The following is a 22,503-nucleotide window of genomic DNA, read 5'->3' on the forward strand; positions in this document are numbered from 1 at the left end:
ACCATAAGCTTCATTCCGGCGAGGAAGAGGGCGTCAACGAGCGACTACGGAAGCTCAACGAACGGGATGCCGACTGCCGACAGCTTCGTCTGAAGGTTGATATCCCCAGTTGCCGCGTAGACAGCCGATCCCGGGTGGGCAGACTGCAACAGGAGCGTGGACGCAACGAACCGATCGTCGGGAACACTCAGGTCCAACCAACTCGGAAGATCATCGCTTGCAGGTTCCACGTGATCAAAGACCGCGTGGACGTCTCCCGCAACACGGACTCCCGTGAGCACGTCTCCGTTAGTACGCAGTCCTTTGAGCCGGCGGTCGGCGCGCTTCGCCCCTTCGCGCACCATCTCGTTTCGTCCGTTGCGCTTGAGGTCATCAATCTCTCGAAGCACGACCGGCAGCAGGTGGACCATGTAGCGCCCGCCCAAGCTCTGCGTGTGGGCCGCGAGGTCTGGATTATCCACCAACGTGTTGGTGTCGACCGTGGCACGGACCTTGAACTCGTCCGGCGGAAGCAACGCCATCAACTCGAACAGGAGCGAGAAGGTCGCATCGAGTTGCACCTCTGCCTGCTGGATCGTGGCGGGTACATCGTGGGAGCCCGTTTCCCGGACCAGCCAGTCATGCAGTCTTTCCAGCGCACCGGACAGGCGCTCATCGACCTGTGGGGTTGCGTGGGGGAAGAGCAGGCGGAAGCGGGGCGCCCAGTCTCGGAACATGCCCAGCAGCTTCATCCGTGAAGCCTCCAGCGATGCGTCGCCCGGCGCCCAGGCCCACTCTGGGAAGCCGACGAACGCCCCCCAGTCCGAGTGAGTCCGGTTGGGGTCGACGTTTACGACGCTGGAGGCAGCGATGATCTTTCGATAGTCGTCGCGGATGGCCTTCATCTCGCTGGTCAGTCGCTCGCGGTAGGTCAGGCGCTTTGCTTGGCTGCTCATGGGACTCCATAGTGGCGTCTCTTCGCCGCCCGTGGTGCCGGTTTGTGTGAGAGCAGGACACAGCCTCTCCAGGAGGGGGCAAGCAGTCGATCTAGACCTATTCCGTTCGACCGAAGGCAGAGAGATCTGGGTTCCGTTAAGGTGACTTATAGGAACTCAGAATCCGGTGGGGGAGCACTGATCAGATGAACCGAGAGACCTACTTCGCCCGGCTCGACCCGAGCGACATCATCGTGCGGGTGACAGCACGGGACGGTGCCCTGTTCACCTTCCAGCACTACCGCAACCTGCGGGGGCAGCGAGACGGTCTTGCATGGGCATGCCACGCCTGCCCAGAGTTCGGCACTCACGGCGAGTGGGGGCCCTGGAACGAGCACTTCTACACTCAGCACCCCGACCGATACACGCGGATCGACCACGGCGGGACCGTCGCCGACGTGAAATACGTCGCCAGCCTCCACGCCCACGACAACCATGGCGGCACCATCTCCGACGAAATCGACCTGTCGGTGGCGCAGCGGTGACCAACCTCGAGCCCGCCCACTCCCCCGTTGTCGTCCGCCCGGAGCAGCCAGCGCCCGTCGCCTACACCGACGCCGACTTCACCATCGCGGCCAAGACCGCCGAGCAACTCGTCAACTCCACCCCCGAGAACACCGCGCGCACCTACGAGTGGGCGTGGAAGCAGTTCTCCCGCTGGTGCGCGGACGAGGGCCGCGTTGCGCTCCCCGCCACTGCGCAGACGTTGGCGGACTACGTCGCGCGCCTCGTCGGCATCGACATGGCGCCCGCCACGATCGACAACGCCATCGGCACCATCCGTTCGAAGCACACAGACGCCGGCCACGACAAGGAACCGAACACCCGCGCAGCACTGAAGCTCCTGCGCGCCTACAAGCGGGAATGGGCCGACAACGGTAACCGGGTCCGCAAGGCCACTCCCCTGCTCCTGGACGGTCTCCGCGCCATGGTCGACACCTGCGACCTTGACACGCTCCGCGGTGTCCGCGACCGAGCTGTGCTCCTCGTGGGGTTCAACATGATGGGGCGCCGCTCCGAGATTTCCGGCCTGGACCGCATCGACGTCCAGGACGCCGAAGAGGGCATCAACGTCTACATTCGCCGGTCCAAGACCGACCAGGAAGCCCAGGGCGCATCTGTCGGCGTCCCCTACGGGCAGCACGAAGCGACATGCGCAGTCCGGGCTGTCCGCGCCTGGACGGACGCCCTCGACGAGTGCGGGCTTCGTGGTGGCGCTCTGTTCCGGCCGGTCGACCGTCATGGCCGGATCGGCGGTGAAGCCGAGATGGCCGGCCGGGCCGCAGCACGCCTCACCGGAAAGTCCATCAGCGATATGGTCCGCCGACGCGCGCTCCTGGCTGAACTGCCCGACAGCTACAGCGGTCATTCGCTCCGGAGCGGTGCCGCCACGACGGCCTACGCCGCGGGCGTCCCCGTCTCCGTCATCGCCTCCCACGGACGGTGGGCAGAGAAGTCCCCGGTGGTCCTCGGCTACATCCGCGCCGTGGACAAGTGGAAGAACAACCCCATGAAGGGCATCGGACTGTGACGCACGCTGCCCCTTCAGGTGGCTCTACTGCTCTCTAGCGCTCTCTATGATCACAACGTGGCCGACTTCGACTTCCCTGCTGACCTGCTCGAACTCCAGCGCGCCTGGTACGCCGCTGACGCCCGCTGTGAGGAGGTCGCGGCGTCGCACCCCAGCGCCCGAGACGTCGTCGCCGGCGTAGCCGAGGTGACCGAGGAGCAGCGGGCCGAGCTGGCGCAGGCGCGGGCAGAGCGCCTCGACCTGTCCGAGAAGCTGCAGCGACACCCATGGTGGCTTGAAGCGGGGGACGTATTCACGGCGAAGCAGGCGCTCCGAGCCGCTGCCCGGACGGGCGACACGCCGACCGAATAAACGATTCGCGGTAGCCGATTCGGGCGGTTAGCGTCGGTTGTGCACGTCGGGTCCGGTGCCTGCACGGGTCGAAGACCATCGGTTATCTTGCTTACAGACCCCCGGTGGTCGTCTCCATATCCGTGCAGACACCAGACTCGACGAGCAGGCTGGACGCACGGGGAGGGCGGGTCGAAGTCTCGCCGGTTACCACTATTAATGGAGAGGTTGGTCGGGTTCAAATCCCGTCGCCGGACCTGGTCCGGTGTAGCTCAATGGCAGAGCTCTTATCCCGGTGGGCGTCACCACATCCGCCCTCCCCGCCCGCTCAGCCTCCACTCCCCCACATCCGCCCCCTGGGCGGGGCGAAACACCTGGAGGCCGACCGTGGCCCGTGACCCCCTCGCTGCCGTCTCCACCATCGCGACGCCGCAGACCCGGCCGATCCCCGGCCGCGAGCACGAGCAGGTCCGCAACAACGCCGGCGGCTACACGTTCGGCAAGGACCTGTGGACGCGACTGGAGGACTTCATCATCCTCGGCACGACCGGCGGCACCTACTACGTCCGCGAGGACAAGCTCACCGCCGACAACGCGCAGGTCGTGTTCGACACGGTGGCGGCTGATGGTGTTCGCGCGGTGAACCTCGCAACGGAGATCTCCACGGCCCGGCCGCCGCGGGCGCCGAAGAACCGGCCCGCGCTGTTCGTCCTCGCCGCCGCGGCTGCACGCGGTGACGCCGACACCCGCCAGGCTGTGAAGGCGTCGCTGGCGAAGGCCGCGCGGACCACCGACCACCTCGCCACGTTCTTCGGGTACTGGAAGAACCTCGGCGGGAAGACCACCTCCGGCGGTACCGCACCGGTCGCCGGCCGAGCGATGCGGGCCGCCCTCGGGTCCTGGTTCCTGGCCGGGGACGTCGACCAGGTCGCGTGGCGGGCATGCAAGGCGCGGCAGCGGAAGACCCCCGCGGCCAGGTGCCCGCAATCGACGCGTTCCTCGCCGCACAGGCCGTCACCACCCCGGTCGAGGCGATCGACGTCGTGCAGGACCGCGGGGTGCCATGGGAGTTCCTGCCCGACCACGTGCTCGGCGACGCGGGCGTGTGGGACGAGCTCGTCGACACGGTCGGGATGACCGCCCTCATCCGGAACCTGGCGCGGATGACGCGGCTCGGCACCCTCGCCCCGATGAGCGACGCGACCCGCCGCGCTGCAGAGCGCCTCACCAACCCCGACGCCCTCGCGAAGGCGCGGGTCCACCCGATGGATCTGTTCCTGGCGCTGCGCGTCTACCAGGCCGGGCGGGCGCAGCCGAACCCGCGCGCCGACATGCAGACGTGGGCGCCGGTACCTGCGGTCGTGGACGCGCTCGAGGAGGCGTACGAGCTGTCGTTCGGACACGTCGAGCCGTCCGGCCGGCGCATCCTCATCGCGGTCGACTCGTCCGGTTCCATGTCGTGGGAGAGCGTCCAGTCCGGTGGGGCTCCGCTCGGCACCTGCTACGAGGTCGCGAACGCGATGGCGGTCATCCTCAACCGCGTCGAGGGCGGCAACGTCCACGTCATCGACGTCGACACCCGCGTCCACGCCTCCAAAGTGACGGCGCGGACGAACCTGCGGGAGATCGGCCAGTGGCGTCCGTCGGGCGGCGGCACGAACCTGTCGCTGCCGTTCACCTGGGCGCAGCAGGAACGGCTCAACGTGGACGGCATCGTGGTCCTGACCGACAACGAGACGTGGGCGGGCCGGTCGCACCCGACGCAGGCGCTGGCGTCGTACCGCCGGGCGGTGAACGGCAACGCGCGGGTCGTGGTGGCGGCGATGACCGCGGCCGGGCACTCGATCGCGGACCCGCGGGACGAGGGCGTGCTGAACGTCGCGGGGCTGGACGCGTCGCTGCCGATGGTGGTGAACGGCTTCATCCGCGGGTGAGCATGATGCGCGTGGTACGCCCGGTCACTGGTGTGGCCGGGCGTTCTGTGCACTGGATGAGAGTTGCGCCATGACCGACTGGACAGTTGGGAACTAACAGACGTCAATGTCTTGCAGAGACCAAACCCAGGGTGTCAGTCTGGCGACTGTGCGCACGGAACCCCGTTCTCATCAGCGCGGGGGCCGTTTCTTGACTCGTGGATACCGAATATGCCAGCGGGCGGGGGCTATCTGTCGTCCGCGTCGTCCTCTGCGACGAGGACGACGCGGTAGGCGGGCAGCACCTCCTCGCCCTCCGCTGTCGCGATGACGGCGACGGGCTCGCCCGGCTCCAAGCCGAACCGGCGGCGTTCATCGTCGGTGGCAGGCCGGATCGTGACGCGTGCTCCGGGCGGGATGGTCACCATGGACCTCTCTTCCGGGTCGCGGACACGCGACCCGACGCCGGCCTCGGTAACGATGAGGCGTTCGGCGCGTAGGACGCGCAGCGCGGAGCGGACCGAGTTGGCGCCCACACCGTACTCGTCGGCGATCCGGGACTCACTCGGTAGCTGTGCCCCGGGCAGCAGCAGCCCTAACTGGATCTGGTGGCGGATGTCGTCCGCGACCTGCTTGTACACCGGCCGATCCGAGTGAGGCTCGATGCGCCTTCGTTGCCGCATGACGGGCAACGTAGGGCGACCTCTTGGCCTCTACCCCATTGGGTATATACCCATAGGTTCGAACACAAGGGCGAACTAACGGCGCGGGCGCCGCGTTTAGAGCCCGCCTTCGTGGCTACCCTGTGGGTGCGACTGGACGGCCCCCGGAACACACCCATCCCGGGGGCCTTTCTCAGAGGGAGCTACAGGTCGAGGTCGCCAGCCTTCACCCGTTCAGCGATCTCGCGCCACGCCTCGCGTGGCAGCAGCAGCGCGCCCGCGTGAGGCGCCTTGCTATCCCGGACGCCGACTCCTTCCCCCAGGTCGGCGAGCTCGACGCAGTTGTTGCCGTTGCCCGTGGATCGGCTAGATCGGCGCCACGTGGCGGCTGGTGGTGCATGCACCGGTCTTCTCCTTGCGACTGGACTATTCGTGTGTCCGGGCCGCAAGCCATGCGGTGGAGTCCTCCGGCGAGAGTGCGGCCTGGCACACTCCATCAAAGGTCAGCCTAAGCCCGTGGACCTCGTCTGCGCTTTCTGCGTACCACTCCCCCATCTGCGCCTCGGTGTGTCCGGTGTCGAGGCCGTGGTCGCTGGGGTGGATGAAGAGGGTGAGGGGGCCAGCGAGACCACACGCGACGGCGGCACTGAACGGCAAGATCTGGATGGTGACGTTGGCGTGTGATGTCGCGGTCGACCACAGATCCCCGATCTGCTTACGCATCACGTCTTCGCCACCGACTGTCTGCCGCAGCGCGGCCTCGTTGATCACAAAGCGGCACTCCGGTGGGGTGCTGCGGCGGAGGATCGCCTTGCGTGCCATGCGGGCGGCGACGAGACGGTCGAGGTCAGTTTCCTCTGTGCCGGGACGGGCTCCGTCGATGACGGTGCGTGCATACTCGGGGGTCTGAAGCAGGCCGGGGACGAGCATCGTCTCGTAACTGCAGATGAGCGGCGCCTGGTCTTCGAGCATGATGAAGTTTCCGGTGAACGCATCACGGAATCCGGTCCACCAGCCGTGCTGCCAGGAGTCTTTGGTCAGGTTGAGGATGGCCTGGTGGCGGTCGGGGTCAACGCCGTACATCTGGAGGAGCGCCCGAACGTCCTCGTCGGACGGGCGAGTGGAGGGGTCCTCGAACCGGGAGAGCTTGTTCTTTGACCAGCCACACCGGCGCGCCGCTTCCGCCTGAGTGAGTCCGCAGCGTTCGCGCATGGTGCGGAGCTCGAGGGCGAGCCGGCGTCCGCGGATGGTGGGAGTCATGACTGCTGCCATCTCTGCATCATCCTCCGGTTGCTGCTGGCCTCCGCGTCTTGGCTGGTGGCCTAGTACGGCCAAGATTATCGTGACACGGTCATTGAAATCGTGGACGTGTCACGGCACTCTTACTTTTATCGCTCGATCGGCAGCACACCGTGAGCCCCGGAGGTCACATCATGCGGACCACCCACCTCGAAGTGGACGGATCGTGATGGCGACCATGGACCTCCTCGGCGCCCCCCTCGCCCTCACCGAGGCCAAGGACGTCCCTCGCATCCGCAGGGAAATCTGCCGCCGGGCCGCTGCCGTCCTCCCCCACCTCGGCAAGATCGACGACATCGAACTCCTCGCTTCCGAAGCGGTCACCAACGCGGTCCTGCACGGCACCGGCATCATCGACGTCGCCGTCATCTGCGGCCCGGACCGTTTCCGCGTCGAAGTCCGCGACCAGGGCCCCGCCAACCCCGGCAGCGACCGCCGCGACTACGGCCGCGGACTCACCATCATCAACGCGCTCGCGTCCCGGTGGAGTCTGCAGGCCGACGAGTACGGCACCTGCCTATGGTTCGAGGTGGACCTGTGATGAGCGTGGACGCGCCCGCACCCCGCACAACCCCGTTCCGGGCGTGTCCACTCCGGGGGGAGGTGCGCGGCCGGGGCCTCGGAAGTCACCAGCAGGGCGAGGCCCCGGCCGTGCTCAACCAGACTTGGGGGGCGTACCCCGCGCCCCCTGGGGGCCGGGAGGCCTGAAGTCCCGGCCGGAACCACCGGCAACCTGATGTGCCAGGGTTGGTGGAACCGGCCGGGACGCTTCCGGTCCATCGCTTGCCGCGCCCTCATCATGAGCGGCACCCGTAGTCGCCGCCACCCACACGACGAGACCGGCATCGGACAGTACGCGCTTCTCCCCCGTAGGCCACAGACACCGCCCCCCACCGGGTGGGACGCTCGTCACGCGGGTGGCCTCCAGCCCCGGGGACGACGGCGCCCTCCGGGGTCACGTCCCTCACCCTGCGCCGGGGAGAACACCATGCCGACCGTCCGCCCCAACCCCGTCGACGTCGCTCGGACCGCGGCCGACATCATGCGGGCCATCACCACCGACCCCGAGTACCCGCGGCTGCTCGAGACGTGCCGCCGCTACGACCAGGACCGGACCTGCCTCACCGGCACCCTCACCATCTCCGAGTGGGACATCGCCGACGACGCCGGCCCGCTCATCAACGAGGCGCTGCGAGCCCTCGCGCTGAAGTCCGCGATCTTCCGGCTCACCGGCGACGAGCACACCGCTGAGATCCCCATCGCCCGCCCCGTCGACGAGGTGCTCCACGCCGTCCTCGCGCAGCGGACGCTGACGGAGCGGATGGCGGCCCGCCACGGGATCACGTTCGTTCACATGACCGACACCGAGGTCGCCGCGGACGGGTACGAGCCGGGCGACTACACCACCGCGTGCTACGCCAAGGCGTACGGGGCCGAACCGCCGGGCCGGTACTGGCTCAGCGCCGACGAGCACGCCCGCCGCGTCGCGATCCTCGACGACCGCTTCGCCCAGGTCGGCGTCCGCGACCTCGGGCACCGGCACGCGTTCACCTTCAACTAGCGAGCCCGGGCGAGCTCGACCGCCAGGACCCGGCGTAGGGCCTGGACGACCTCCTCGCCCGTGAACCGCTCCGCTGCGATGGCCTCCGCCCGTTCCAGGGGGAGGCCATTTCGTCGTGGCGGACGGTGCGGAGCATCGCGACGAGCCAGCCCTCCAGATCGTCCGGCGAGTCAGGCAGGACGAGTTGCTCTGTCGAAGGCGCGAACACGGGCCTTCCCTCGCCTGGCAGGTAGCCATCGTCCCCTTCGAGGAGTCCGCCATGGCCGTCACCGCGCCGACCCGCGACGCCATTCTCGCCTGGTTGGGCGAGGGCCACGGTCTGACCGACGAGGGCGTCTCGGCGCTCGTCACGGAGGCCGCCGATATCAGCAACCGGTGGCCTCTCCCCAGCGAGTACGTGCACGTCCGCGAGCGCATGGACGGGTTGTGGATGGCCTACCAGCGCATCATCACGGCCGCCGCGTCCTCACGAGAGGAAGCGCTGGACATCATCCACAACAAGACCCGCACGGGCGTGGATCCGTGGGAGACCGCTTGATCCCTGGGCGAGACGAAGCCCCCGGCCGCATCGGGCCGAAGCCGGGACCGGCACGCCGGGCGGTGCTACTGTCGATCCCTCATCGCCCCGTCCGGGGTCGCAACGTTGAGTCTCTCGGTTCGAGGCCAGCCGCGCACGCGCATCATCGCCCCTGTGAGGGGACACGACGAAACGGCCCCCGCGCCTCCCCAGACCGGGGAAGCGCGGGGGCCGTCCGCGTACCCGAGGGCTACCGGCCCGCGACCGGCGCCTTCGGCACCCGGCTGCCATCCGCCGCGACCGGCGCCGTCACCTGCGTCCGCAGCCACGCCGCCAACACCGCCGTGAGCAGCGCGCCCGCCGACGCGACCTGCTCCTGCGAGAAGTCCGCGCCGAACGCCACCGCCAACTGCAGCACACCGACGAGCAGACCCGCCGCCGCCGGAACGATCCGGTCCCGCGCCACCATCACCGCGACGACCAGACCCACCGCGAGCGCGGCGACCGCGTTGATGCCGGCCTGCTGCGCCTCGGTCAGGTCGACGCCCCAGGCGACGAGGGTTTGTACGGCGACGGCGACCAGGCCCACCCAGACGGCGGGCTCACGACCCCAGATCTTCATGACGATCTCCTCACTGCTCCCACACGAACGCCTTGGCGCTGCCACCGGTGATCCGTCCGGTGGCGGTGCCGTAGTGGATCACCTGGAACCGGACGCGGCGCTTGTCCGACACGACGTCCGCGGGCAGCGCGTAATGGACGAACGTGTCGCCGCCCGACGCGGTGTACTCCGCGAGCGGACCGCCGTCGACATCCCCGCTGTCCTCGTGCCGCTCGATCGTCCGCGCCTGGATCTCCGTACCGGCCGGCAGCCCGCTGATGCGGACGTTCGCCGTCACCGAGTACCGCGCGGGGCCGATGACGAACGACGAGCCGCCCTTGTCCCAATGGTGGTGCTCACCGTCGGAGTACTCGTGGCCCCACGTCACGGTGACCCACTCGTTCGGCGGGAGCTCCTGCGGGGAGTCGACGCCGACGCTGACGTACTCGGGCATGTCCTTGTCCTCCTTGATGTCCCCCGCGATCAGCGCGCCCGACGTCACGAGGCCGCGCAGGATCGCGCCGGGGCAGGTCGTCGAGATGAACCGGCCGTGGTACGACACGGCTGCGGCGAGTCCCTTGCCGCGGAGCCAGTTCCGCAGGTCGCGGACGCGCCGATCTGCGCGGCGGTCGGACGCTCCGCGGGCCCCGACATGAACGTCACGCTCGTCCAGGTCGAGTTCCCTCCGGGCTGCGCGGCCTGCTGCCGCTGCCAGCCACGGCCTTCCATGACGTAGCCGTGGGCACAAACCGCATAGCTGTACCCCACGTCGGCCCAGCCGCGCGTCCCCATGTGGAAGCGCCGGCACCACTTCCAGTAGTCGACGCACGCCGAATGCGGCTTGCGGGCCAAGCCCTTGTTCGCGCCGTCGTAGTGCACGACGAGCCCGTTCTTGCAGGGCGCATATCCGGCCGCGGTCCCCGGCCACCCGAACGCCGAACGGCGCTGCAGCTTCATGCCTGCGGCCCCTCGGTGTAGGTGTCGTCCGGGTCCAGCACGCCCTCCTCGGGCTCGTCCGGCTCCGGGATCGGCGGCACGTCGATCTCCTCGACGTCCGGCTCCTCATTGCTCTTGTCGTCCATCGGCCTCTCCAGCGCATGCCGAAAAGCCGACCCGCCATGGGTCGGCTGAGGATGAAGAAGGAAGGTCAGTCGGCGGTGTTCAGGGCCGCGCAGGCGAGCTCGGCGGACTCGAGCAGCCGCTCGAGCGCCGCGTCACGCGCAGGCCCCGCGGGGATGCGCAGCAGCCAGTCCATGCCGACCGCCAGGACAGTCCCCCGCACATGCGCATGATCGGGCGGCGCTGCGGTATCCGTCAGCGCACCGAACCGCGTCATCACATCGTCGAGGGTGAGGATCGTCGCCTGCCTAGAACAACAGCCGCCACGGGCCGTGGAGGGAGCTTCGAGGGGTCGCATCGACGATACCCCGCAGCCCCGACATTGCAGGCGATCCGGTTCTACGACACCAGCCGTGTCCGGAGTTCCTCAGCCACCTTGACCGCCACCACATCAGGAAGCGCGTCCACCGTCTGCTGCAGGGCGTCGACCTTCGCGGTCAGCGCCGCGACGGCGGCGGCGAGGTCCGGGCTGCTCGGCTCGGTGACGGTTGCTCGTGCGGCTGCCAGAGGCATCGAGTCCCCCTATTCCGCGGTCTCGGTGCAGATCGTGGCGGGCTGCGGTCCGGTGGCGGTCACGACCGTGACCTCCTCGACCGTGTAGCCAGAGGGGCACGCCGGCCCCGGCGGGCCCGACGGACCTGCCGGTCCGGGCGAACCAGGATCGCCTTGCGGGCCTGCGGGCCCTTGCGAACCGGGAGCACCGTCCTGCCCGTCGGCGCCTGCCTGCCCTGGCGCCCCCGACGGACCAACCTCGCCCGGCGCGCCCTGCGGGCCCTGCTCCCCCGGATCGCCCGGTGTTCCGGGCTCCCCCGACGCACCGGCTTCTCCGGCCGCGCCGGCGGGACCCCGCTCACCGGGATTGCCCCGCTCGCCCGCTGCACCGGGTTCACCTTGTGGACCGGTCGGGCCAGGCTTCGGCGACTTGAGCGGAACACCGCCGAGCTGCTGCACCTGCTGCGAAAGCAGAGCATTGTCCTTCTGCAGGTCCCGGACCGACTGCCACGCCCACCACGCCAGAGCAACCACCGCGACCGTCAGCACGAAGACGCCGAGGTTGCGCCGCATACTCCGCACCCGCTCAGCCATTACTTACCCGTCCCGGCCTTGAGCTGCAGCAAGACCGTGGCCAGAAACAGCAGCACCGGGAAGAGCCCGGCATACACGGCCTGCCGCCAACTGACGCCGCGGTTGACCATCGCCGTCTTGATGTCCTGGACGTCCCGCTTCCGGTCCTCTTCTTCGTCCTCGTCGGCGCGTTCGCGGGCGATCCGCTCTGCTTCCAGAGCCGCCTGCCACGCCATCCGCGCAGACTCGTCCGCTGCCCGCCGGGCAGTCTTCTCTTCGGCGAGCGCCGCCCGCAGATCGGCGATGGTCCGCTCATGCTCGGTGCGGTCCCGCGTGTACAGGTCGGTGGACACGGCCCGCTGCGCGAGGTCTCGGAGGTTCTCCTCAAGCCGATCGAGACGCCAAGCATTCGTCGCCCCATCAGGCATCGTCACCGCCGTCCACCATCAGGAGTAGCCAGTCACAGGCCGCCGTTTCGGAACACCCGCGCGGTCACCCCGCCGAGACTCCCCCCGCGGTCCGCTTTGATGCCCGACAGCACCACATCAGCGGGCAGCGCCGCCGTCACCCACGCCTGATAGATCCGCAGCGTCCCCACACCACCGGCCGCGGCCGTCACCCACGCCTGGTAGATCCGCACCGTCAGCGGAGGTGGCGCGTCCACCGTCTGCCCGTACGCCTGATAGATCCGGACGGTCGGCCGTGGCAGCGCGGGGCCGGTCTCCACCCACGCCTGGTAGATGCGTGCTTCCATCAGCCGCTCAGATCCGTCGCGACCCAGCGGATCCGCAGGTCCGACCAGGTGGTGATCGCATCGAACTCCACCCCGGTGAGGGTGTGCGACACGGTCGTATTGTCGGCGGTTATCTCGTCCGTCCAGTGCGCGATCTGCGTGGCACCCTGCATGAGGTACGTGTCCACGGTGGCAGAGGCCGCACCGTCCCCGAGGCCCACCACGTACTTCACCTGGAACCCCGACTCCGACGGCGGTGCCGTCATCGTGGCCAGCAGCGCCTCGTAGACACCGCCCTCGATCGCGCGGACGTAGTCGGCCGTGTTGAGGATCGATTCGTCGATCGTGGTGTACAGGTCGACGGTGCCCAAGTTCTCGTCGGTCGTGTTCGTAGCGGTCACGTCATTGACGGGCCGCGCGGTCTGCGTCGCGACCTGCGGCTTCAGCGCGAACGTGAACATCGCCCGGCTGGACGGGATCGCGTCCGTCGTCCACGACTCGCCGCCGTAGCTTCCGCCCGTCGCCGCCGCCTTGGACGCGTGGGCCGTGGACGATCGACCGCCGCCCGTCGACGTGCTGCTGCCGCGGTCCGTCCAGCCCGTCGGCGCCGTGATCGCGCTGACCGAGGAATCCTTGAAACTCGCGGTAGTGACCACGACGGCGCCATCGGCGGTCGTCACGATCGACGGGGACGGGTGGGTCGTACCACTCACCGTGGTCGACGACGCGAAAACAGAGTCGCCGTCGAACGGCGCGGCCTCGTCGACCCCGGACCACGCGTTGAAACGGCAGGTCTCCTTGACCTCGGTCTCGTCGGTTGTCCCCAGGTCCAACACGGTGTTCGCGTCGGCCCCGTCAGCGATCTTGTAGATCCCGGCGGCGCGGGACGTGCCCACGCTGTGCGGTCCAGGAGTGCCCGCCTCGGGGAGATACGCCCACCCCTCCGGCAGGAAAACCGCGAGGCCGACGCGACATGCCAGGTGATCACCATGAAGTCCCCCGACACGACCGTGCTGGGGATGGTGATGGTCAGGTCGCCGGTGACGTCGGACGCGCCCGCTCCTGCCCGGTGCTCGATCGGCATGATTCTCCCTGGTCAGAGACGGTACGAGGTGTACGGCGTGTAGTACTGCTGCGCGATCAGGCCCGAGCGGGTGCGGGTCTCGGCGTAGTACTGCGGGGTCTGCAGGACGCCCCCGACGGTGGACCCGAACCAGCACAGGAACGCCGCGCTCGAGTGCGGGCCGGCTCCGTGCGTTGCGGCGTAGTCCGCTTGGGTCTGCATCCATGCCGCGCCCGCGGCGCCGCTGGTGACGTCGGTGGTCAGTCCGGCCTCCGCGATCCCCCACGCGACGCCGTGGTCGTCGGCGAACTGGCGGCCCGTGCCCCACATGTATTCGCCGGTCTCGGAGCCCGTGAAGCTGTAGCCGTCGTAGGCGACACAGTCCACGTACGGGCGCCCGTCGGCGCCGTTGCCGGGCCACAACTCGTCGAGCGTGGCCCCGGGCTTGGGGCTGATATACGAGTAGGACCCGAAGATCAGACAGCCGTACAGGTTCGGTTTCGTGGCCTGCGCTTCCCTCACCAACGTGAAGAATTTCCGCCACGCCGCCTTGTACTGAGATGCGGTGTACGGCGCGCTTCCCTGCTTGATCTTGACGTCGGCCTCGTGCCAGATGCTCACGAACGCGGTATGGCTGTCCGGGATGCCTGCCAGGAACGTCCTCGCGGCCGAGTCCAGAGCGCCGGATGCCATCTGGATCGGATCTGGTTTCCCTGACCACACGCTCGCCCACCGGCCCACGTCCACGCCGCTCCGGGACGCGGTGAACCCACCGGACGCGAACCCGCCGGAGTCGAAACCGCGGCGGCACGTCCACGGCCCCATCGTCGAGTTCGCTTCCTGGTACGCGGTGAGGTTCGGCGGATCGATCGCCGCTCCCACCAGCAGCCCGGTTCCCGTCCCCGGCGTCCCACCCCCGCCGCCCTGCCCCGTGTCAGGGTCCGGGGGGATGATCGGCGCGCCACCGTCGTACGGCTCCAACCGGGCCCGCCGCAGCGCATACGCGCGCACCAACGGCATCAGGAAGTCCACCCGAAGAACTGATCGTTCGTCTGCATGTACCCCGCGGGCGGCGGGGACGCGTTCGGGCCGTGCCAGTACACGGGCCGGGTCCCTGCGACCGCCGGACGCGTCGGCCACGTCGACGCCACCTCGTCGTACACGACCGCGAGCACGATGTTGGCGGTCAGCGCGTCCAGGTTCGTGACCATGTTCTCGAGGTTGTCGATCTGCGCCTGCTGGGTCGTCACGACCGCACCGAGGTCACTCGACAGCATCCGATACCGGACGCCGCCGCCAGCATCAGCCCACAGCTGCGCGATGCCGTCAGGCCCTTGGAACTGGGGGATCGTGCCGGTCGGTAGCGTCCCCGACCCGTCCGCCGACGTCACCTCCGTGATCGGGGACCCCGACGCGTCCAGCAGATCGGTGTGCTGCACGCCGCCGGTCTCCGCCGACCACATCGTGACCGTCATCGGTCCGGCTGCCTGGACAGGCGCGTACGTGACGCCGCTCTCCACGATCCCGGTGCCCAGCACCATCGTCCAGTCCGTCGGGGACTGACCGAACCAGTAGCGCGCCATCAGAGCTCCTAGATGAAGTAGTTGGCGCCGGCGATGATGGTCCGCCCGGCCGGGAGGTTCGTCTCGAGCGGGAAAATGCGGACGGAGCCGTCCGGCTCGACCCGCACCACCACCGGGCTGCGGGAGTGGTAGCCGAACCCGACCTCCCACACCTCCGGGCGGTACAGGCTCGGGAGGATGAACGGCACCGATCCGTTCGCGTCGTCCAGGCCCAGCCCGTAGTCGTCCCAGCGGCGGATCGCCAGCCGCAGATGCACCTGCCGGTCCCGGAGCCGCACCCGCGAGACGACGTTGTTCGTCCAGGAGTTCGCGTTCGGCCCGGCCGTGGCTCCGCTCAGCTGCAGGTTGATCCAGCCGGTGTCTTCCGACAGGACCCGCCACGACGTCCCGTCGGCCCACAGCACGGAACCGGTGGTCCGGTCGAACCCGACCCGCCGCAGGCTCGGCGACGGCCGCGCCCACGAGTTGAACTCCACCGGGGGCGCCGCGGCGATCACACGCTCATCCGCGAACCCGCTCAGCTGCCCGTTCGCTGCGGACGTCCACCTCGAGATCGGGATCTCGTAGATCCCGTCGGTCGTCTGCGTCAGCGCCGGCGGCTGCGGTGACGTGCCCGGTGTGCCGGTCAGGACCGCGGCCGTGACCCACCCGGCGGCCGTGGCCGAGTCGCGATCGAGGCGAAGCACCAGCCGGTCGACGCGGTCCTGCGCTGACGGCGCGGGGATCGCCACGGCCGTGTCCGAGGCGCCCTCGGTGCGGAACCCGCGGATCAGCGCCGCCCCGGTCACCATCGCCGCGGTGCGGGCACCGAAATTCAAGTAGGGGGCGAACTCCCCCCGCACCCCAGCGACCACACCATCCGTGGCGAAACTCGAGACGAACGCCTCCCACTGCGCGGTCGTCTCCAGCTGCGTCGCACCCGTGGGGTAGGCGTCGTCCAGCGCCATACGGCACCTCCAAGAAAGGGTCGAAGAGCAAGAGGCGCTCAGGGCGCGACAGAACCGCGCAGAGCCTTCTCCACCGCACGCAGCCGCGCCGCGAGCTTCGCGCTGATCGTCCGATCGGAGTCCCCCGACGCGGTACCGATCGTGGGCGTCACCGTCTCGGTGTAGGTGTCGCCGCTGCTGTCCGCGACGAGCTGCACTTTGGACACGACGTCGGAGTAGGTGACCCCGTCACGCAGGTCGAGGGTGACGATGTCCCCGACCCGATACCCCTGGATGCCGTCGCCGTCGGCACCGAACCGCAGCCGCGGGAGGTCCACGACCGTCACCTCGATCGCGACCGTGCCCGCACCGGCGGCGACCGCCTCGTTCGTCGCGGTCGTCACGTCGGCGGCCGTGTCGGTGGACGACTGGTCGGTGAACTGCTCGACGCGCCGCCACGGGCTCGTCGCACCGGCCCCAGCGGCTTCGGTGAACGTCGCCCCGGCGACCTTCGACTGCACCAGCACCGCGTTCCCCGTTGGCGCCGACACCGTCAGCGTCGACTCGGGTAGGTTTCCGAGCTCGGTGGAGAACACGGCCTTCTCGCTGAGGTCACGGGGCACGTAGCAGTCGAACACCAGCGCTCCGGCCCCGAGGGTGACCTCCACCCCCATCGGAGACTGTTCGTCCACCGCACGGACCATGTCCATCAGGGACTGCTGAACGGTTGCGTTCTCCGTCCCCGATTCTGCGTCCGGCGCCGGAGTAGCGACCTTGTACGAGGCCGTTCCGCCGCGGGCCTGATCCGTGGCGATGGTGAACAGCGGCACCCGCCGGTCCGTATCGCCAGCGGTCACCAGGTTCACGTACACGAGCGTTTTGATGACCGTCTCGGCGGCCCACGGCCCGAACGTCGTAGACCCGACGGTCTGCGCGGTCCACGCGAGCGAGGCGTCCCGAAAAGCGATTCGGTTCGCCAGCAGACTGAGGAAGTCCGAGCCCGTGAGCGTGAGTGTCTCCACGATCCGGCCATCGCTGAGGGAGCGCTTGAATGACCAGTCCTCGATCAGCAGCGGCACAACGAAGACGTCGTTCCACGTCATGACCAGGCCGAACGGTTCCAGCCCCCCGTTGACGTCTAGTTGGATCAGCTCCCAGTTGCGGGCGTTCGCGGGCATCTCCACGACAGCGGAGCCGACCTCGTTGTGCGTGAGGGTCACGTCGATCTTGTCGAACACGACCGGCCGACCGCGCTTCAACGTCGCCAGGTCGAGCGGCTCGAGCAGGACCGGCATGTCAGGCCCTAAGCCAGCGGCGGTGATACACCATCTCGATCTTCGACCCCTCGACCGCGTCCGCGATCTCCAAGTTCAGGTCGTTCTTCCCCGGCACGAGCGTCCACAGGTCCCGCGGGGACGTCTTCACGAGGTCACCCCACCGGTCCGCGCCGACCCCGTCGACCGCGGACTGCCGTGCAGGACGCGTGTCGACCGTGACCACCTCACCGATCCCCAACGTCGCGAAGGAGAACTCACGCCCAGTCGTGAGGTTCGACAGGGTCGGGGTACCGGGGCCCTGGATCGTCCAAATCGGGTACGCGTCCCCGTTCCCGCTGTTGACGATGGTCGTCTCCCCCAGCGTGTTCGAAGGCGTCAGAACCACGGGCAGCAGCGGCGGAACACCGCCCACGTCCGGGGGCGCCTCGAACACCAGCGGCCCGATCGGATCAGCGTCGGAGAACATGGCGTCGAGACCAGACTCGAACGTCAACACCAACCCGGTATCCCGCTGATAGGCGTCGCGGGATTCGTCGGTCTGCTCGATGCCCGACGTGCAGAACACCTCGATCTGGCGAGATCTGCCGTTCGGGCGGGCGAGGACGATACGGCCCGGCGCCGGGATCCCCGCTCGTTCGGTCCACAACGCGAACGTGAGCTGGTCCAGCAGGTCCAGTAGCCCGGACTGGGATGCGTCGTCGTACACGTGCAGCCCCACGATGATCGACCGCTTCGCCGCCCCGTAGGACTGCGGGAGGCTCGCCCCACTGGGCAGCGCCGTGTCGGTGTACGCGGTCGGGGGCCCGCCGATACCGGTGACGGACAGGACTCTGCATCGTGAGTCCGGCGCCGACCACGGCCACTCTCCCCCGTCCGGGTCGATGTAGGTGACGGTGAGCGGCTGCCTGTCCACCCCGGACGGTGGAGTGACTGGTCCTGATGTGCCCGGACGGCCGAGGAGTGGCACATCTACCTCCGTCTACCGGTGCGGTCCCGCTGAGCCTGCGCGACTTGCATCGCTGTGAACGCCGTCCGGATCTGCGACTCGTACGCGGACTTGGTCATGCCGTCCAGGTGCGCGTGGTAATGCGTGCCGCCATCGCCGCCGGCGGCGGCATCGGACATCCGCGCCCACTGTGCGTCGGTGAGGACCGGCTCGGGCGAGCCGGTGCCGTTGTAGACCATCGACACGCCGGTCGGGAGCCACCCGCCGGAATCGAACGTCTGCATCCCCGTGAGCCCCCGGAGGATTTGCGTCCCGGGGTGGGTGGTGGACGGCCGGTTCTCCTGCCGGTCCTGGTTCAGCAGCCCGCGGATGTCGACGATGCCGCCGGTCGCGAACGCCGGTCGGCGGATCGAGCTCGCGGAGCTGATGTACCCGGACTGGCGGCGGACGGAGTTGGACTCATTACCGCCGACGGTGACGAGGCCCTTGCCGGTGTAGATGTTGATGTGGCCGCTGTCGCCCCGATAGAGCGCGAGGTCGCCGGGCTTCTTAGCCGACGGAGACACCTTCGGCAGGGTCGTGTACGACGACACCAGCGGCGGCCACGACACCTTGCTGAGCGCCTTCTTCGCGCCGGCTTCCTTGAACACCTCACCGACGAACATGCCGCACCAGGGCAACCCATTGAGTCCCCACGCCTGCGTGAACCGGTTCGGGTTACCGCTCAGTCCGACGTACTTTTCGGCGGTGGAGACGACCTTCTTCCCGTCGCCGCCGATCTTCGCTTCGAGCGGCCCGAAGAACGCCATGATCTTGCTGATGAGCGCTCGCGGGATCGCCGCGGCGAGCCGGCCGAAGGCGGTGTCGCCCAGCGTCCGGTCCGCGAGTTCGAGCAGCGGCTTGAACACTCGGGACGCGGACTTCTTCAGCCCGTCGGCGAAGAACCCCTTCGCGGCGGACTTGAACTTGTCGACCACGCCGCCGAGGAAGAAGTTCCCGCCGAACATGCCGGACATGAACTTCGACACCCCACCGACGCCGCCCGTGCGGGCCGCAGTGTTGGCGGCGTCAACGAACCCGGGGCCGACCGCGCGGGTCCACTCGGGCCGCATGATGGCCTCACCACCGGACACGCCGATGAAGCCGATGTCGCGGCCGGGCGTGTAGCCGGGGTAGACGCCACCTTCGGCAAACCCACGAATCGGCTCGAGCTTCTTCACGCCCGGCACCAGGTTCGCAACCGCGTTCCAGACGCCCACGATGCCCTTGTTGAACACCGTGTTCACCACGAAGGACACCGGCTTCTTGGCGACGGACTTCAGCTTGTCCCACGCCTTGCCGATCGCGTCGACGGCGACACGGAACGCGCCGCCGAGCTTCCCAACGGCGGAACGGATCGCGTCGAACGCCTTCTTGATGACGTTTTCCCAGACCCACTTGATCGCGGATCCGACCGCGTTCCACACCGGCCGGATGATCGTGTTGTAGATCCATTTGAAGACCGGCCCGAGGGTGTCGCGCAGGAATCCCCAGATCGCCTTCAGGACGGGCTTGATGACGTTGTTCCAGGTGGCCTTCAGGAACCCGCCGATCGCGGAGAACACCGGCCGGATGACCGACCGCCACAGCCACTGCGCGACCGTCGCCCAGACTTTGAACTGGACCATGATCGGGCCGATCACGGCCACGACGATGATCGAGTACAGCCACTTCGCCAGGTTCGCGATGAACCGGAACGCGGGCTTGATCGCGTTGTTCCACAGCCACATTGCGACGGTGCCGAGCCCTCGGATGACCCAGCCGATGCCCTGGATGATCGGGGTGAGGATGCCCGCGACCCACTGCACCACGTTCACCATCAGCCGTAGCACCGGCAGCAGCAGCGACGCGATCGTCTGCCAGTACCGCACCACAATGCTGATCGCGAGGCGCAGCACCGGCACCAACGCCGTGATCAGCACCGCGGCGAGCTGCACCAGCGTCGGAACCAGCGGCAGGATCGTGGTGAGCAACTCGGCAAAGATCGGTAGGAGCGGGATCAGTGCGGGCAGCAGACCGGCGACGGCAATGAGGGCCTGCTGCAGTGCCGGGAGGCTCTGCCGGAGCGCCTCAATGAACGCTCCGGCGATCTCCGCCGCCACCGCCGCGATCGCGTTGACGATCGGCGTCAGGATCGGCATGAGTCCCTGGATCAGCTCGGCTATGAACTGGCCGAGGACCGGAAGGAGCGGCGCGAGGGCGAGGAGGATCCGGCCGACCGCCTGAACCAGCAGCCCCACGACCGGCACCAGCGCCGCGATCGCCGGCTGTAGCCCGGACAGTAGCGCCGAAATCACGGGGGCCAGCGCGGTGATCACCGAGCTGAGGACCGGCACCAGGGAGATCAGGATCGGCTGCAGCCCCTGGATGAGCTGCACCAGCAGCGGCGCGAGCGCGTTGACGAGCTGCACCACGACGGGAGCGAGCGCGGACAGCACCGCCGACAGCGCCGGCCCCAGCGCGGCGAACACCGACTGGATCGCGGGCGCCACCGCCCGCAGCACGCCAGCCAGCGTCGACGCGAGAGTCCGCACGAACTGCAGCACCGGCTGCATCGCGGGCGCGAGCGCAGCGAACAGCGACCCGACCAGCGACCCGACCGCCGACAACGTGTCGGCGATCAGCGGCACCGCAGCGATGAACTGGTTGACGAACTGCTGGAACGCCGGGTTGCTGACGAGCCCGGTCGCGAACGCCGCGAACCGTTCGGCGACCACGTTGAGGACCTGCAAGAACGCCATGCCAATCGGCATGAACCCCTGCGCGATCCCGGCGAACGCCGTCAGGACGCTGCCGACCAGCGTGCCCAACTGCAGGATCGCGGGCCCGGCTGCCTGCCCCATGAACTGGGCGAACTGCTGCCAGAACGGCGACTGCGCCGCCGCCGAAGCACGGTCCAACAGTTGACCGACGGCCCCTGCCGCCCCCCGAACCAGCGGCGTGAACGACGGCAGCAGGTCCCGCAGCAGCGTGATGCCCTTGATGAGGACGGGGATCACGTCGGGCTGCAGACTGTTGGCCCATTCGCGGCCTGCGGCAGTCAGGCCCTGCCACGCCGCCATGAGGTCCCGCTCGAGCGGCGTCAGTTGCGATACCGCGAACGCGAGGTTGTTCACCGCGGCGACCGACCCGGTCGTCGCCTGAGTCAGCGAGCGGCGCGCTGATGCGATCTGGTCGGCGGACTGTTGGTCGACCCGGGCGACGTTCGCGCGTGCAGACGCCAGTGCCCGCTCGGACTCGGCGATGCGCTGGTTCGCGGCGGCGAGACGGTCACGTGCGGACCGGACCTGGTCCGATCCCTCCACACCGGCCTGCCGGGCGGCCTTCTCGTCCTGCACGAGCCGCTGCAGAAGGGTCCGCTGCTCGTTGAGGCGATGCCGGGCCTGGTCGGCGACGAGCCGCTGCCGCGCGATCTGCTCGTCGGTCGCGGACGGGTCCGCGCGCAGTCGCGCAAGTTCGGATTCAGCGTCCTGCAGATCGAACACCGCTTGGCGCTCGTCGAGCCGAGCTCCGGTGACCTGGTTGGCCATGTCCTGCAAGCCGCGGCGGGCGTCGACCCGCGCCTGATTCAGCTCCTCCTGCGCCTGCCGCGCAGACCGCTGTGCCTGCGCAAGCTGCGTTTCGGCCTGCCGAACCTGGTCGAGCGCCTGCTGGTGCGCATAGGCAGCGTTACGGGTCGCCGCAGCAAGCTGCTGCCGTGCACCTGCCGCAGCCATCGCCTGAGACTGCGCCTGCTGCGAAATCTGTGCGCCCTGCTTCTCCGCGGCCTGCTGTGCCTGCAGCGCCTCCCGGATCCGCAGCACCGAGGGGATCGCCACACCCGCGAGACCGGCAAACCCGGCGCCCGCCGCTGTGAGGGGACCGACGAGCCCGACCAGCCCGGCGCCGATCCCCGCGATCGCCGGGAGCGACACGACCCCGAGCCCGATCAGCGAGGCCCGCAGCGCAGCGATGCCTGCCATAGCGCCGCCGGTGTTGACGTCGATGTCGATCAACTTGCGGTTGTCGACCGACCGGACGGCGGCGTTCGCGGCGGCGATCTGCGCCATCGCCTGCGCGACCTGGACGTTGAAGTTGATGTCGACGCGGCGGCCGTCCAGCCGCGACACGAGCTGCTGCAGCAGCCGAAGTTCGGCGACCGCGCCACCCATTTCAACGTGGACGTTGACGTTGGCGTTGCGGCCGTCGAGTTCCTCCAGGAGCTTCTTGAGCCGCTCCAGGCGGGCCACGGACTGGCCCATGTTCACGCGGACGGTGACCGGCTTGACCTCCTTCTCGATGCCGGTCTGGATCCGCTTGCCGACCTCGCGGCCGATTTTGGTGGCCTCCGGGAGCATCTCCCGCCGCATCCGCGACGCAAAGTC

The 22,503-nt window shown here is 68.8% G+C and carries 27 protein-coding genes; 8 read left to right on the top strand and 19 right to left on the bottom strand.

Annotation, left to right across the window (positions count from 1 at the left end; all coding sequences use genetic code 11):
* Window positions 1-44: 44 nt before the first annotated feature.
* On the bottom strand, window positions 45-935 hold the full coding sequence (locus tag BJF79_RS43295; RefSeq protein ID WP_075906229.1) for a PIN domain-containing protein: 891 nt from the start codon (window positions 933-935) through the stop codon (window positions 45-47).
* Window positions 936-1,120: 185 nt separating this feature from the next.
* On the opposite strand from BJF79_RS43295, the gene BJF79_RS56640 reads away from it, so the two are divergent.
* From BJF79_RS56640 to BJF79_RS43320, 5 genes are all read left to right on the top strand, one after another.
* The gene (locus BJF79_RS56640; protein WP_075906231.1) at window positions 1,121-1,459 is read left to right on the top strand and encodes a hypothetical protein; all 339 of its coding nucleotides are present in this window, start codon (window positions 1,121-1,123) and stop codon (window positions 1,457-1,459) included.
* Complete coding sequence (locus tag BJF79_RS64385; protein ID WP_075906233.1) at window positions 1,456-2,505, top strand: site-specific integrase; 1,050 nt, start codon at window positions 1,456-1,458, stop codon at window positions 2,503-2,505. The genes BJF79_RS56640 and BJF79_RS64385 overlap by 4 nt, the downstream gene beginning before the upstream one ends.
* 57 nt (window positions 2,506-2,562) lie before the next feature.
* The gene (locus tag BJF79_RS43310) at window positions 2,563-2,856 is read left to right on the top strand and encodes a hypothetical protein (protein WP_143220891.1); all 294 of its coding nucleotides are present in this window, start codon (window positions 2,563-2,565) and stop codon (window positions 2,854-2,856) included.
* A 366-nt stretch (window positions 2,857-3,222) separates the two neighbouring features.
* Complete coding sequence (locus BJF79_RS64390) at window positions 3,223-3,972, top strand: TROVE domain-containing protein (protein WP_075906237.1); 750 nt, start codon at window positions 3,223-3,225, stop codon at window positions 3,970-3,972.
* Window positions 3,939-4,769 carry a TROVE domain-containing protein gene (locus tag BJF79_RS43320; RefSeq protein ID WP_262403461.1) on the top strand — a complete coding sequence of 277 codons (831 nt, stop codon included), beginning with the start codon at window positions 3,939-3,941 and terminating at the stop codon, window positions 4,767-4,769. Before BJF79_RS64390 ends, BJF79_RS43320 begins: the two co-directional genes overlap by 34 nt.
* A 227-nt stretch (window positions 4,770-4,996) precedes the next feature.
* On the opposite strand, the gene BJF79_RS43325 is transcribed toward BJF79_RS43320, so the two are convergent.
* From BJF79_RS43325 to BJF79_RS43335, 3 genes are all read right to left on the bottom strand, one after another.
* A complete protein-coding gene (locus tag BJF79_RS43325) occupies window positions 4,997-5,389 on the bottom strand; it encodes a winged helix-turn-helix domain-containing protein (RefSeq protein ID WP_158079465.1) in 393 nt (130 codons plus the stop codon).
* Between the two features lie 224 nt (window positions 5,390-5,613).
* On the bottom strand, window positions 5,614-5,907 hold the full coding sequence (locus BJF79_RS43330) for a DUF397 domain-containing protein (RefSeq protein WP_083734673.1): 294 nt from the start codon (window positions 5,905-5,907) through the stop codon (window positions 5,614-5,616).
* Window positions 5,837-6,682: a helix-turn-helix domain-containing protein gene (locus BJF79_RS43335; RefSeq protein ID WP_083734674.1), complete on the bottom strand. Its 846-nt coding sequence runs from the start codon at window positions 6,680-6,682 to the stop codon at window positions 5,837-5,839. Before BJF79_RS43335 ends, BJF79_RS43330 begins: the two co-directional genes overlap by 71 nt.
* Before the next feature lie 196 nt (window positions 6,683-6,878).
* On the opposite strand from BJF79_RS43335, the gene BJF79_RS54715 reads away from it, so the two are divergent.
* From BJF79_RS54715 to BJF79_RS43350, 3 genes are all read left to right on the top strand, one after another.
* Window positions 6,879-7,250 (top strand): ATP-binding protein, encoded by a 372-nt coding sequence (locus BJF79_RS54715; protein ID WP_262403449.1) that lies wholly within the window; start codon window positions 6,879-6,881, stop codon window positions 7,248-7,250.
* Window positions 7,251-7,697: 447 nt separating this feature from the next.
* Entirely contained in the window at window positions 7,698-8,270 is a 573-nt protein-coding gene (locus tag BJF79_RS43345; RefSeq protein ID WP_075906247.1) for a hypothetical protein, read from the top strand.
* Window positions 8,271-8,529: 259 nt separating this feature from the next.
* Complete coding sequence (locus BJF79_RS43350; RefSeq protein WP_143220892.1) at window positions 8,530-8,808, top strand: hypothetical protein; 279 nt, start codon at window positions 8,530-8,532, stop codon at window positions 8,806-8,808.
* 229 nt (window positions 8,809-9,037) lie between these two features.
* Here BJF79_RS43350 and BJF79_RS43355 read toward each other — a convergent pair whose 3' ends face one another.
* From BJF79_RS43355 to BJF79_RS43415, 15 genes are all read right to left on the bottom strand, one after another.
* Window positions 9,038-9,409 (bottom strand): hypothetical protein, encoded by a 372-nt coding sequence (locus BJF79_RS43355; protein WP_075906251.1) that lies wholly within the window; start codon window positions 9,407-9,409, stop codon window positions 9,038-9,040.
* 10 nt (window positions 9,410-9,419) lie between these two features.
* Entirely contained in the window at window positions 9,420-9,950 is a 531-nt protein-coding gene (locus BJF79_RS43360) for a hypothetical protein (protein ID WP_075906253.1), read from the bottom strand.
* Window positions 9,887-10,345 (bottom strand): hypothetical protein, encoded by a 459-nt coding sequence (locus tag BJF79_RS54720; RefSeq protein ID WP_143220893.1) that lies wholly within the window; start codon window positions 10,343-10,345, stop codon window positions 9,887-9,889. Before BJF79_RS54720 ends, BJF79_RS43360 begins: the two co-directional genes overlap by 64 nt.
* Window positions 10,342-10,470 (bottom strand): hypothetical protein, encoded by a 129-nt coding sequence (locus BJF79_RS64395; protein WP_262403450.1) that lies wholly within the window; start codon window positions 10,468-10,470, stop codon window positions 10,342-10,344. Before BJF79_RS64395 ends, BJF79_RS54720 begins: the two co-directional genes overlap by 4 nt.
* 65 nt (window positions 10,471-10,535) lie before the next feature.
* Entirely contained in the window at window positions 10,536-10,805 is a 270-nt protein-coding gene (locus BJF79_RS54725; RefSeq protein ID WP_143220894.1) for a hypothetical protein, read from the bottom strand.
* Between the two features lie 41 nt (window positions 10,806-10,846).
* Window positions 10,847-11,020, bottom strand: a complete 174-nt coding sequence (locus BJF79_RS56645) for a hypothetical protein (protein ID WP_158079467.1) — start codon at window positions 11,018-11,020, stop codon at window positions 10,847-10,849.
* Window positions 11,021-11,592: 572 nt separating this feature from the next.
* Window positions 11,593-11,925: a hypothetical protein gene (locus tag BJF79_RS43370; protein ID WP_143220895.1), complete on the bottom strand. Its 333-nt coding sequence runs from the start codon at window positions 11,923-11,925 to the stop codon at window positions 11,593-11,595.
* 107 nt (window positions 11,926-12,032) lie between these two features.
* Window positions 12,033-12,326, bottom strand: a complete 294-nt coding sequence (locus tag BJF79_RS43375) for a hypothetical protein (protein WP_075906259.1) — start codon at window positions 12,324-12,326, stop codon at window positions 12,033-12,035.
* A complete protein-coding gene (locus BJF79_RS43380) occupies window positions 12,326-13,201 on the bottom strand; it encodes a hypothetical protein (protein WP_075906261.1) in 876 nt (291 codons plus the stop codon). The genes BJF79_RS43375 and BJF79_RS43380 overlap by 1 nt, the downstream gene beginning before the upstream one ends.
* A 200-nt stretch (window positions 13,202-13,401) precedes the next feature.
* Complete coding sequence (locus tag BJF79_RS43390; RefSeq protein WP_143220896.1) at window positions 13,402-14,388, bottom strand: hypothetical protein; 987 nt, start codon at window positions 14,386-14,388, stop codon at window positions 13,402-13,404.
* A complete protein-coding gene (locus BJF79_RS43395) occupies window positions 14,388-14,951 on the bottom strand; it encodes a hypothetical protein (protein ID WP_075906267.1) in 564 nt (187 codons plus the stop codon). The genes BJF79_RS43390 and BJF79_RS43395 overlap by 1 nt, the downstream gene beginning before the upstream one ends.
* A gap of 8 nt (window positions 14,952-14,959) precedes the next feature.
* Window positions 14,960-15,898 carry a hypothetical protein gene (locus tag BJF79_RS43400; protein WP_075906269.1) on the bottom strand — a complete coding sequence of 313 codons (939 nt, stop codon included), beginning with the start codon at window positions 15,896-15,898 and terminating at the stop codon, window positions 14,960-14,962.
* Between the two features lie 38 nt (window positions 15,899-15,936).
* A complete protein-coding gene (locus BJF79_RS43405; protein ID WP_075906271.1) occupies window positions 15,937-17,172 on the bottom strand; it encodes a Gp37-like protein in 1,236 nt (411 codons plus the stop codon).
* Between the two features lies 1 nt (window position 17,173).
* Window positions 17,174-18,067, bottom strand: a complete 894-nt coding sequence (locus tag BJF79_RS43410; RefSeq protein WP_075906273.1) for a hypothetical protein — start codon at window positions 18,065-18,067, stop codon at window positions 17,174-17,176.
* Window positions 18,068-18,123: 56 nt separating this feature from the next.
* Window positions 18,124-22,488 carry a hypothetical protein gene (locus BJF79_RS43415; RefSeq protein ID WP_075906275.1) on the bottom strand — a complete coding sequence of 1,455 codons (4,365 nt, stop codon included), beginning with the start codon at window positions 22,486-22,488 and terminating at the stop codon, window positions 18,124-18,126.
* Window positions 22,489-22,503: the final 15 nt, after the last annotated feature.

Origin of the sequence: Actinomadura sp. CNU-125 (assembly GCF_001942465.1) — a bacterium.
Lineage (GTDB): Bacteria > Actinomycetota > Actinomycetes > Streptosporangiales > Streptosporangiaceae > Spirillospora.